At 46.7% G+C, this 10,507-nt stretch carries 11 protein-coding genes, 11 tRNA genes, 1 rRNA gene and 2 pseudogenes; 19 read left to right on the top strand and 6 right to left on the bottom strand.

Features of this window, described 5'->3' with window-relative positions; genetic code table 11:
- The 13 genes from RB620_RS07820 to RB620_RS07760 form a co-directional block, all read left to right on the top strand.
- Positions 1-119, top strand: a 23S ribosomal RNA gene (locus RB620_RS07820); the annotation flags it as partial.
- Between the two features lie 125 nt (positions 120-244).
- Positions 245-321 (top strand) — tRNA-Ile (locus tag RB620_RS07815).
- Between the two features lie 7 nt (positions 322-328).
- Positions 329-404 (top strand) — tRNA-Asn (locus RB620_RS07810).
- Between the two features lie 3 nt (positions 405-407).
- A tRNA-Ser gene (locus RB620_RS07805) sits at positions 408-498 on the top strand.
- 4 nt (positions 499-502) lie between these two features.
- Positions 503-577: transfer RNA gene (locus RB620_RS07800), tRNA-Glu, on the top strand.
- A gap of 6 nt (positions 578-583) precedes the next feature.
- Positions 584-660: transfer RNA gene (locus RB620_RS07795), tRNA-Asp, on the top strand.
- Between the two features lie 49 nt (positions 661-709).
- Positions 710-785: transfer RNA gene (locus tag RB620_RS07790), tRNA-Thr, on the top strand.
- A 4-nt stretch (positions 786-789) separates the two neighbouring features.
- Positions 790-865: transfer RNA gene (locus RB620_RS07785), tRNA-His, on the top strand.
- Between the two features lie 17 nt (positions 866-882).
- Positions 883-968, top strand: a tRNA-Leu gene (locus tag RB620_RS07780).
- 10 nt (positions 969-978) lie between these two features.
- Positions 979-1,065: transfer RNA gene (locus RB620_RS07775), tRNA-Leu, on the top strand.
- A gap of 3 nt (positions 1,066-1,068) precedes the next feature.
- Positions 1,069-1,143 (top strand) — tRNA-Gly (locus RB620_RS07770).
- Between the two features lie 11 nt (positions 1,144-1,154).
- Positions 1,155-1,231: transfer RNA gene (locus tag RB620_RS07765), tRNA-Arg, on the top strand.
- A gap of 207 nt (positions 1,232-1,438) precedes the next feature.
- A complete protein-coding gene (locus tag RB620_RS07760; RefSeq protein ID WP_308093226.1) occupies positions 1,439-1,975 on the top strand; it encodes a hypothetical protein in 537 nt (178 codons plus the stop codon).
- A gap of 43 nt (positions 1,976-2,018) precedes the next feature.
- On the opposite strand, the gene RB620_RS07755 is transcribed toward RB620_RS07760, so the two are convergent.
- The 4 genes from RB620_RS07755 to RB620_RS07740 form a co-directional block, all read right to left on the bottom strand.
- A complete protein-coding gene (locus RB620_RS07755) occupies positions 2,019-3,251 on the bottom strand; it encodes an amidohydrolase (RefSeq protein WP_308093250.1) in 1,233 nt (410 codons plus the stop codon).
- Between the two features lie 193 nt (positions 3,252-3,444).
- A complete protein-coding gene (locus tag RB620_RS07750) occupies positions 3,445-4,014 on the bottom strand; it encodes a YdeI/OmpD-associated family protein (RefSeq protein ID WP_308093249.1) in 570 nt (189 codons plus the stop codon).
- Positions 4,015-4,033: 19 nt separating this feature from the next.
- Positions 4,034-4,552 (bottom strand): DinB family protein, encoded by a 519-nt coding sequence (locus tag RB620_RS07745; RefSeq protein ID WP_308093224.1) that lies wholly within the window; start codon positions 4,550-4,552, stop codon positions 4,034-4,036.
- Between the two features lie 80 nt (positions 4,553-4,632).
- Positions 4,633-5,547 carry a helix-turn-helix transcriptional regulator gene (locus tag RB620_RS07740; RefSeq protein WP_308093247.1) on the bottom strand — a complete coding sequence of 305 codons (915 nt, stop codon included), beginning with the start codon at positions 5,545-5,547 and terminating at the stop codon, positions 4,633-4,635.
- Positions 5,548-5,688: 141 nt separating this feature from the next.
- Between RB620_RS07740 and RB620_RS07735 the strand changes: the two genes are divergently transcribed.
- Both RB620_RS07735 and RB620_RS07730 read left to right on the top strand, forming a co-directional pair.
- Positions 5,689-6,093: a GNAT family N-acetyltransferase gene (locus tag RB620_RS07735; RefSeq protein ID WP_308093222.1), complete on the top strand. Its 405-nt coding sequence runs from the start codon at positions 5,689-5,691 to the stop codon at positions 6,091-6,093.
- Positions 6,062-6,481 (top strand): GNAT family N-acetyltransferase, encoded by a 420-nt coding sequence (locus tag RB620_RS07730; RefSeq protein ID WP_308093221.1) that lies wholly within the window; start codon positions 6,062-6,064, stop codon positions 6,479-6,481. Before RB620_RS07735 ends, RB620_RS07730 begins: the two co-directional genes overlap by 32 nt.
- A gap of 130 nt (positions 6,482-6,611) precedes the next feature.
- Here the strand turns inward: RB620_RS07730 and RB620_RS07725 are convergent.
- Positions 6,612-6,938, bottom strand: a pseudogene (locus RB620_RS07725) (manganese catalase family protein); the annotation flags it as partial.
- 327 nt (positions 6,939-7,265) lie between these two features.
- Between RB620_RS07725 and RB620_RS07720 the strand changes: the two are divergent.
- Positions 7,266-7,916 (top strand): hypothetical protein, encoded by a 651-nt coding sequence (locus RB620_RS07720; protein WP_308093219.1) that lies wholly within the window; start codon positions 7,266-7,268, stop codon positions 7,914-7,916.
- 108 nt (positions 7,917-8,024) lie between these two features.
- Positions 8,025-8,180: a hypothetical protein gene (locus RB620_RS07715; RefSeq protein ID WP_308093218.1), complete on the top strand. Its 156-nt coding sequence runs from the start codon at positions 8,025-8,027 to the stop codon at positions 8,178-8,180.
- Here the strand turns inward: RB620_RS07715 and RB620_RS07710 are convergent.
- Positions 8,168-8,281: pseudogene (locus RB620_RS07710) on the bottom strand (manganese catalase family protein); the annotation flags it as partial. The gene RB620_RS07715 and the pseudogene RB620_RS07710 overlap by 13 nt on opposite strands.
- A 107-nt stretch (positions 8,282-8,388) precedes the next feature.
- Here RB620_RS07710 and RB620_RS07705 point away from each other — a divergent pair.
- Positions 8,389-8,799 (top strand): hypothetical protein, encoded by a 411-nt coding sequence (locus RB620_RS07705; protein WP_308093217.1) that lies wholly within the window; start codon positions 8,389-8,391, stop codon positions 8,797-8,799.
- 359 nt (positions 8,800-9,158) lie between these two features.
- The gene (spoIIP, locus tag RB620_RS07700; RefSeq protein ID WP_308093215.1) at positions 9,159-10,379 is read left to right on the top strand and encodes a stage II sporulation protein P; all 1,221 of its coding nucleotides are present in this window, start codon (positions 9,159-9,161) and stop codon (positions 10,377-10,379) included.
- Positions 10,380-10,507 lie beyond the last annotated feature (128 nt).

The raw sequence follows: 10,507 nt of genomic DNA, 5'->3' as shown, positions 1-10,507 counted from the left end.
TCAAGATGAGATTTCCCAGTATGTAAGACCCCTTGAAGACGACGAGGTTGATAGGTTCGGGGTGGAAGCACAGCAATGTGTGGAGCTGACGAATACTAATCGGTCGAGGGCTTATCCTACACGCTTGATCCGCTCATACAAGCGACAAGCAACAGCTAATAAGGTTCAGCAAACCTTTCGTATCCAGTTTTCAGGGCGCAATCCTTTATAGGATGAAATCCCCCACAGCATGTGGGTTTTTTATTGGCCTTTAGCTCAGCTGGTTAGAGCGCACCCCTGATAAGGGTGAGGTCGGTGGTTCGAGTCCACTAAGGCCAACCATCCATTTTCCCTGATAGCTCAGTTGGTAGAGCACTCGACTGTTAATCGAGTTGTCACAGGTTCGAGTCCTGTTCGGGGAGCCATACAGAGAGGTGTCCGAGTGGTCGAAGGAGCACGATTGGAAATCGTGTATACGTTAACCGCGTATCGTGGGTTCGAATCCCTTCCTCTCTGCCAGTAAGGCCCGTTGGTCAAGGGGTTAAGACACCTCCCTTTCACGGAGGTAACAGGGGTTCGAATCCCCTACGGGTCACCATGATGTGGAGCTGTGGTGTAGAGGCCTAACATGCCTGCCTGTCACGCAGGAGACCGCGGGTTCGAATCCCGTCAGCTCCGCCATTATTTCCCATGAACGATGGGGAATAGACGAAAGTTTCAAATCAAATATGCCGCTGTAGCTCAATTGGTAGAGCAACTGACTTGTAATCAGTAGGTTGGGGGTTCAAGTCCTCTCGGCGGCACCATGTGGCGGTCGTGGCGAAGGGGTTAACGCACCGGTCTGTGGCTCCGGCATTCGTGGGTTCAAGTCCCATCGATCGCCCCATAAATACCTTTTCATATGCGGTTGTGGTGGAATGGCAGACACGCTATCTTGAGGGGGTAGTGGGCGTACGCCCGTGGAGGTTCGAGTCCTCTCAACCGCACCATCATAGTTATGCGGTCATGGCGGAATTGGCAGACGCGCTAGATTCAGGTTCTAGTGGTGTAACAGCCGTGGAGGTTCGAGTCCTCTTGACCGCACCACTAGCGGAAGTGGCTCAGCGGTAGAGCATCGCCTTGCCAAGGCGAGGGTCGCGGGTTCGATTCCCGTCTTCCGCTCCATTTTTTTATTTGCGGCCTTAGCTCAGCTGGATAGAGCGTTTGACTACGAATCAAAAGGTCAGGAGTTCGAATCTCTTAGGCCGCGCCATATCTCGTGAAGTACGAAAAAAAATAAATTGGTCATGTCATCCGACAATTGACCGCCTGACGTCAAAGCTGCCGGTACTACACGGCAGCTTTGTTTAATTTTATTTGTATTTATTGGTCATTGTATTTGAGCTATGATAAATCAAAGAAACATGCGATCATCTATGATAGACGTTAAAATAATGGTAAGACGGAGGAATGAAGGAAATTGGAAGATTTGTTAAGGGAAAAGAATGGTTTGTACGTTTTACCATTGAACCAAACGGCCAAATTAAAGTGGTCTCTCCACTTTCTATTTGGATTCATGGTAGTCGTGTTTCTTGGTTTCATCATGATACCTGGCGATGGCGTGGAAAAAATGATTTTGAACATTTTGTTTCTTGTGTTAGCTTTCTTGATCGGATACCTTTGGCTTGCTATGGCGGTTATTAGAAAGCCTCAATTAACGATTACGAACGAATATCTCGAATATAAATGGTTATTTGGACACAAGGTTATCTTCTTAAAGAGCATCTACAAAACTGAGCTTTTTTCTGAAAGTGGAATTGTAAAATTTGGGATTTGGTCTAATGAAGAGGGGAAAATGTCATTTTGGGAGATCACAGACCGAATGTTCGGCAGGGACTATTCGGTTAGTATCGTTCTTTCTACATTTCAAAATCTAGACTTTGAAAAGTTGGCTCTAACGATAATGTCGAAAGCTGAATCAAATGAAAAAAAGGATCAACCAGATGGAACTGGTTGACCTCATCATGAGAAAAAGTAATTAAAAGCGCAAGTAAACAGCGTTAAACATGCTTAGGCTCGGCAATCTCCAGGGAGCCCGAGGACAACGTTCCTTTGTGGAACACGGCGGTACGTTCTGGCAGACGGGCTACGGCTTCGGCGGAGCAGCTTGCCGGAACGAGCACGCCGGTAGCCTCGTCGCCGATTTTGGGCCAAACCTGCTTGCCGGCTTCGTCGAGCGGCGTAATGCCGCCGGTCGCCAGCGCCAAGGCTCGCGACAAGTTGTATTCGCTGGACCAGCCGTACAGCTGCGAAGCCAGATGCGCCTTTTGCAGGATATCCCCGATGCCGAAAGGCGACCAGTGATCCGTAATGCTGTCGTTGCCCAGCAGGACGTTTACCTTTTGCTTCTGGAGAAGAGGGATTGGCATGACTCTTATTCCGATCGGCACGGATGAAGCGATCGAGATGCCGAGGGAGGCAAGCCGATTGAACAATTCGATGTCGGCGCCTGCCGTAAGCGATGCAAGGGAGAAAGCGTGACTGACCGTTACTTTGCCCTGCAGTCCGGCTTCCTCGGTAAGATCGGCCAGCCGCCAGATCGCTTTATGTCCCGTTTCTCCTCCCTCATGGAGATGAATATCGATTCCCGCCTTGTAATCTACTGCAATTTGTACCATCGTTTGAAGCGACTTCTCCATATCCGCGTCGACCAGCGTCGGATCGAGGCCGCCGACATGCGTTACCCCTAGTTGCATAGCCTCGCGAATCAGCCCGGCCGCATTGGAGCGCAGCAGGCCATGCTGTGGGAACGCGACGATTTCATGAGAAATTTTGTCCGAGTAGTTAGCCAGCGCCTTTTTCAACTGTTCAAGATTGCTGAGTCCAACGATCGGATCGATGTTGCAGTGGCTTCTGACATAGGTAGAGCCGTAGCCGAGCATAAGCTCGATTAGTTTCTCCGCGCGTTCCTGAGCGGTAGGGAGGAGCTCGAGCAGCAACGTTTGCTCCTCGGCGATTCGGTCGAAAATACCGTTATTCGTCGGCCGGACCGCCCGCCAAGGGCCGCCGTAAAAGGTTTTGTCCAAATGGATGTGCATGTCCCGGAAGGACGGCAGGAGCAGCATGCCCTTTGCGTCATAACAATGGATCCCGTTGGAGACCGGTGTTTTAGTATCGGTTATTTTCGCGATTTTCCCGTTCTCGATGAACAGATTGCGCAAAACGCTTTCGGTAGCGGTGACTTGCCCGTTTTCGTATGTGTAGCCGCTTTCCAGGCGGACATTTAGCAGCATATACGAGCTGTCCCCGCCTGGTTTTGCGCTGTTCTGATCGGACAGCTTCTTGCCGTTCTCTTCAAGCTCCATGTTCATAACCCCCCTCGGATTTTCTTCTTCATTCTAATAACCGAAAGTGGATATGTCATTAGATGATCCGTCTATTTATTATCATCTAAATTAGACGATTCGTATAACTAATCCCAGTTTCTTAATCATTCAGAAGGCGTCCATGATCATGCCATTGACCGTACATTTTATTTTCTTTCGTATTCGTAATGAATTTGTCTAATCGACTCTGAAATAATTCTGGCTGATTCTTAACGCTTTGGATTGTGTCGATCCGGACTCTTTGGTAAAGAACAGGAAATGCCATAAAATGCTCATAGGTTTCCTTTTCTTCATTTAGCCGTTGCTCGATAACATGATCTATTTTAAACGAATCATGACCCATATCGGGAAGTACTTTTCTTCCTTCGTCCCTCATCAACCCCAGCTTTTCGAGGCGGCGGACACGTTCTTTATTCAATTCGGTCCATGAGCTTTTTTTGCTTCTGGGAGAGAGTCTCTGCGCCAGCTCCGTTTCGGATACTTTCTTTTTGACGCCATCGATCCATCCAAAGCACAAACATTCTTCAACCGCGTCCAAATATAACAGCGTATCGGGCTTTGGCGTCATACTGACGACGACCCAACAAGATTTTTCGGTCGTACTATTTTCCTGCAACCACCTCCTCAATTCTTCTCTCGATTTTACTTTAATGAAATTTTCCATTTCCATAATCGATTCCATTCTCCCTTCAGACATGAGATTCTGCAGGCTCCTGATACCAAAAAAGCGCATAGTCGGTCATGGTGGAGGCGTAGCCCAGCTGGCGAAACATGGTCGAGACGTTGCCCCGATGATAAGTCCCGTGATTGACCGTATGCAGCACAATCTCCGATAAGCGGGTCCGGCGGGTACCGGCGTACGGATTTTCAAGGAGAATGGTCTGCTCCATATCGGTTTGGCTTCGGAACCATTCTCTGTATTGTTCCGCTAACCTGGCGAAGCGATCGGCGAATTCATCCACGGAATACAAGAGCGTCTCTCTTTCAAGCGGCATGCTTGTTTCCAACGCCTCACGCATACCCGTGCCTTTGAGTACCTGAAGCCAGGAGCTATCAACCGCATAAATATGACCGAATGCTTGGGCGATCGTAGGGAACGAAATGTTCACTTCTTGACGCAGTACAGAGGAAGGAAGTTCTTTGATTTTCCCCAAGAGGGTTTGGTTAGCCCAGGCGTGATAATTAAACATTTGAACTGGATGATTCATTCGTAACGTCTCCTTTGACTTGCAATGGATTTGGGTTGTTACTGATCTCATTATAAAAAAAGAAATATGACAACAGTCTGTCATACTTCCCCATAAATTTTGAGCGTTTTTTGAAGCTGTTCTTTTAAGATATCTCGAAGCGCTGGAGGTTCGAGGACTTCGGCGCCGCTGCCGAAACTCAACAGAATAGACCACAGCCAGCGCGCTTCCAATGGCCTGCAGACTGGAATTCTCATGGTCATACTGCCATCTGGATGAAATTGTTTGTCGACCTGATGAAACTGATCTAATGCTTCCGCCAAAGCCTCCGGTCCCACATGGATCACGACATCCTCTACCTGATCTTGACCTGCTCTGTCTGGATAACCAGCCTCTTCCGGTTCGTGATGCGGCTGAAAGGTTGTTTGTGCCAGCGACAAATCCAACATCCGGGATAGGCGAAACTCCCGATATTCCTGTTTTGTTCGGCAATACCCATAGATGTACCAGTTGCTATGTTTAAAATGAAGCCTTACCGGTTCCAAGTCACGGGTTGTACGTTCGTTTTTTGCATTGATGTAATCAAAACGGACGACATTTCGCTCCGTAATGGCCGTGCGCAAATGACGAAGCGCATCGGGATCCGTACGGCGGGTTTCAAAGTCCACCGTGAGACTTGGAGTCTGATGCTCCGTTCCAATCGTTTGCAGACGTTCAATGGTCCCTTGCGCGCGCTCGTCTTCAAACACGGAGGAGAGGCTGCTGAGCACGGTGATCAGGGAAGTGACATCATAAGAACCGAGCAAGCTTTTATCCATTTTGTAACCTTCCATCATGCCATATCCGCCTTTGTTTCCTTGATACGAGATGACCGGGAAGCCTGCGGCGCAGATCACGTCGATATCCCGATAGATCGTTCTTTGGGATACTTGAAACTCATCAGCCAACATGGAAGCGGACAAAACTTCGTGGTTTAGCAGCTTAAAGATGATTGAAATCATTCGTTCCAGTTTGATAAGTATCCCGCCCGTTATTCGATTTGACTGTTTGGTTATATGAAAACATTACCAGTAGCCATCGATTTCTCGATGGTAATATAGAAGTATAAATGATTATCTCAAAAGGAGCTAAACAATGAAAGCAGGATTGACCATTGAATGCAAGGATATTATTTTGGGCGTATTGGACAACTTCGATTGCGATTAGGCATCACTTCGAAAGCAACAGGGGAGTTTATCGGCTGGTGTTGTACAGGAATGAAAGACGAATTGCCCTATCCCAATAGAGAAATTATGTTTGGAATATCAAACAAATTTACAAATAGAGGGTACACAACACAAGCAGCACAGGGGCTAATCCATTTTTTATTTGAAAATACTTGTGTGAAGGAACTCCTCGCCGTAGCTCTAATTCGTAATCTGCCATCCAATCGTGTATTACAGAAATGCGGTTTCGAATTTCTAGAAACAATTGAGATCGAAAACGAAAAATATCATTACTATAAACTTACGCGAGCAGGAGTGGAGAAGAATGGAATTACATATTTCATACGAGTTGAATAACGATGGCAAAACATATATCAGAAACAAGATGTTTGAGTTCAACTCCATGCACTTCCCTGATCGATTAAAAGGCAGATATCAGGAGGTGAATTTGTTTCTGAAAACTGCTGATGGTCAAATCGTTGGCGGTCTGCTCGGCGAAATATGCTGGAATTGGATGGAGATCCACTACTTATTCGTTGAGGAAGCGTTTCGCAAGTTTGGATATGGAAACAAGTTGTTGGCTGAATCGGAAAAAATCGCAAAGGAAAAAGGCTGCGATTTCATTAAGCTTGATACGTTAAGTTTTCAAGCCTTGGATTTCTACAAAAAACTAGGCTTTGAAGTGTATGGAACGATTCAAAATGCAGGTGGCTACACCCATTCTTATTTAAAAAAAGATATGTAACATAGCGATGATCAATCGCAAAAAAAACCAGCGCCGAGATCCGGGGCTGGTTTTGCTTTTGAACGGAGGAATAGAAAAATATCTGCCGATCCCGCTCATCCTTTAGAATCTCGACTGCTTCGCGGAAGCGCTACGAATGCACGATCTCGCGTTCGCGCAAAAACTTCAGGCTGTCCTGCAAATCCACGTCATCCGTCAAGTCGATGAGCCATTGATAGGTGGCCCGCGCTTTCTCCTCCGCCGTGATGTCCTCGTACAGATCCGCGATCGGATCGCCTTTGGCCTGGATGTAAGCGGCCGACCATGGAACGCCGGAAGCGTTCTGATAGAACAGGGCGTTGTCGTGCCCTGCGTAATGGTCGCCAAGCCCCGCGGCTCTCATCTGCTCCGGCGTCGCGTCTTTGGTCAGCTTGTAGACCATCGTCGCGATCATCTCGAGGCGGACGAATTCCTTGGTTTTTCTAAGATATCAGTCATTTTTTGCCATGGAGTTACTTCATAATATTAAATTAGCGGGCAGGATTGATTGCGTGTTGAAATAAAAGAGACAGTCGGATTACAAAGAACATAGATGTTCTTCAAAGCTAAGTAATGTCGTTTTACAAACCTTTACGGGGTGGACTATACCACCTCACACAACCCCTTTGCAGGACTTTGTTGCGCCATTAGAGTCATCTTGCTCATGAAAAACCTTTTTATTGAAAAAAGGTAATCTCTTAAATAAAGAACCGAATAATCCGATACAAGAGGAGACAAAAAGATCATAAAAAGGGAGAACAAAGATATGACAGAAAAACAAAAGGGTAATAAAAACAACCGGCAGGGGAATCAAGGCAGCCAGCTATTTGCGTCAATCATTACTGCAATCATCTCGGCAGTCGTCTCGGCAGTCGTCGTTGGTTTAATTTCACATTTTTCTTGGAGTGCCCAGTACAAAACTACGTTAGAAGAGAAAATTGACGATAAAAAATTCGAAGTATATAAACAAGTATCTTCAAACATGGCCAAGCACCAATTGCTGCTTTATTCTAAACTGAAAGTAAAACTGACTGCGTATTCGGAGACTATTGGCAAATCTTTAACGGTTGAAGAGTATAAAGCACTAGATGAAAGATTACAAGAGAATTTGCCACTCGAGTACACGGACATGTTAGAGTATGATAAAAACCTACCTGAATTATATGGTTCATTCTATATGGCAGAGGCTATGTTCGGAGACTCAACCGATAAAGCGTTGATAAATTATATGAACAACATTCTAAATAAATCCCCTGAGCAGTATTTGAACGAATTTATTTCGGCTCATAATTTGAAAGCTGGCGAAACGTACACGATAGCTACAAAGGATTTTATTGATTTTGTTGAACCTGTCGTGAATAGTGCTAGAGAACAAGTTATGGAATCGATGAGAGATGATATTGGAGCGTTTAAGTAGAAGATTACATCAGTAGACCATAGGTATGAGAGCGGTAACCATAAGATACAGACGATCCATTCATGCGGATCATGGGACGGAATAAAAGTGGGTAAGGCTGCGGTTTGTGTGTACATTTATGAATGGCAAAAGCTAGTCAAAAATGAGCCGGAATTATTTGGTGAAGATATCCAAGATCTCATGAGGCTGATCGAACGTCTGCTTCGAAGCAAGGTGGTTTATTACGATCCGACGGACGTAGATGGTCAATACCTGTTCAGATAACGAAGCGCGGCCGCAAGCTCGCCGTCGGCGCCCCCGTATTGCTCCATCAGAAACTTGGCCCATAAGCGATTGCATTTGCTTACTTTTACGGGATACTGCAGCTTCTTCTCGTTGACCTACATCGGATCGTTTTCCTCGCGTGTGGGAAGCCTTGTCCGTCCTGTCTGGGTGAATACTGAGGCTAAAAAGTGATTAAGGAGGATTCAAGATGTATGAAGAACTAGATGAATATTTTTCTGGGGTATTTACTGAGGATTATTGGTATGATGAAGGTTTTTCAATAGCTAGAGAGATGCTAGAATCATTCAATATTTATGATTGGGAGAAGCTTTCAAAAAACATATTCTCAAAACCAATAGATTGGCAAATAAAATTTGCTTACAGTACAGACAGAGGTATTAACGATATTGTCATAATTGAGATTTTAACATTGTTATCTAACACAACTGATGAGGAATTATTCGAAAAGTGCGTTGATTCCCTTAGAGTGATTATTGATTCAGAGAATGTTGAATTGTTTTCAAATAAACATACAATTGTACAACGAATCGAAAAAATTCTTCCAAAGTGTGGTGTCCCTACGCGAAAGATATTTGAGGATTTTATAAATAAACTATAGATTCGGCGAAGGACTCCGGACTCAGAAGACCGTCGGAGGCGAGGCTTATTTTATTGCTTCGTACGCCGAGTTTTGCGGCAGATTGGGAGGCTGGAACGTGATGAATAGCTGCGGGGGCACATTATAGCGTTTGACTTTAATCGGCGGGCTTGGATCGTACGGTCCCCTGAAGGGGCGGTGCGTCCGGTATTGATCGCTCGCCCTCATGGGCATGCACCTTTCCTATCGTTCCTCGCCTCACTATATGTGGTGCTGCTTGAGCGATATACAGCAAAACTGAAAAACGAGATTAGCAGGATTTTCCTCGCTTGCCGTCGAAATTTGTGGAGATACATTTTCGAAACGGGGGAGAACATGCTTTGAAGCTGCGAAATGCGATAATGGGCGGGGCTGCCGCCATCATGTTGTTGTCGGGAGTGGGAGATGTCGCAGATGCCGCCACAGTCAGGGCCGGTTCGACGCTCGCCGCCGATGCGGAATCCAGTCAGGATGTATGGAAGCAAGCAAAGGTTGTACATATCGTCGCTGTAACGAACCTGCGCAAGGGGCCGGGAATGGATTACAAGGTTGTGGCTAAGGCGCAAGCCGGAGACAGCTTTACGATAGAAGGCATCGAAGGGGACTGGTTTCAGGTTGCGCTTCCCAGAGGCGGCAAGGCTTACGTCGCCAATTGGGTCGTGGAAACGGATGCACCGGAGCAAGTCGAAAATCCGGGAAGCGGCGGAGGGCAGCAGGCCGACAACAGTCCGGCGGCGACCACGGTTCATATAGTAGGGGTCACCAATTTGCGGAGCGGGCCAGGGATGGATTACAGCGTCGTGGCAAAAGCGCAAAGCGGAGATACCTTCCGAATCGACGGCTCGGAAGGCGAATGGTATCGCATCGTTCTGACGAACGGCGGCAAGGCTTATGTCGCCAAGTGGGTGGTCCAAACGGGAGAGGTGCCGGATAGCGACAGCAAGGTCTATATCTATCATTCCCATAATCGAGAATCTTGGAAAAACGTCGCGCGCAACACCGGCGGCAATGCATATGACGACAAAGAAATCAATATTACGCTGGTAGGCAAACATTTGGCGGACGTCTTGGAGCAGAGAGGCATTTCGTCCATCGCGGAGAACGCGGATATTGCCGCAAGACTGACGGAGCAAAATTTGAACTATTCGCAGTCCTACGCGGAATCCGGCAAAGCCGTAGCCAATGCGATTAGCGCCTATGCCTCCTTGTCTTATTTTTTGGATATCCATCGGGATTCGGATGTGCCGCGCAGCGCAACAACGGTAACGATCGGCAAGACGACTTACGCCCGTGTTATGTTTGTCATTGGCACGGCCAATCCCAAATACAAGGAAAACAAAAAGCTTGCAGATGCTTTGAACGCGCTGTTGAACAAAAAATATCCCGGCTTGTCGAGAGGCGTGTTGCTCAAAGGCTCGAATCAGGGGAACGGCGCGTACAATCAATCGGTATCTAGCGGCAGCCTGCTGCTTGAATTCGGGGGCGTCAACAATACGCTCCAGGAAAATCTGAGTACAGCCGAAGCGTTTGCGGATGTTTTTGCCGACTATTTGAAAAAGTAATACTGAGAACCTCCGGTTTAGTGCCGCGGTCCGACGATTCGGATTGCGGCGCTTTTTTGATCGCAAGAATGGTTTTATGTTCTTATTTATGTTTATTATTTGTTCAGAACAATCCGGTATAATAAGCG

It is taken from the genome of Paenibacillus sp. LHD-117, from assembly GCF_030929555.1.
Taxonomy (GTDB): Bacteria; Bacillota; Bacilli; order Paenibacillales; family Paenibacillaceae; genus Pristimantibacillus.
This window is presented reverse-complemented; position numbering and strand designations above follow the sequence as displayed.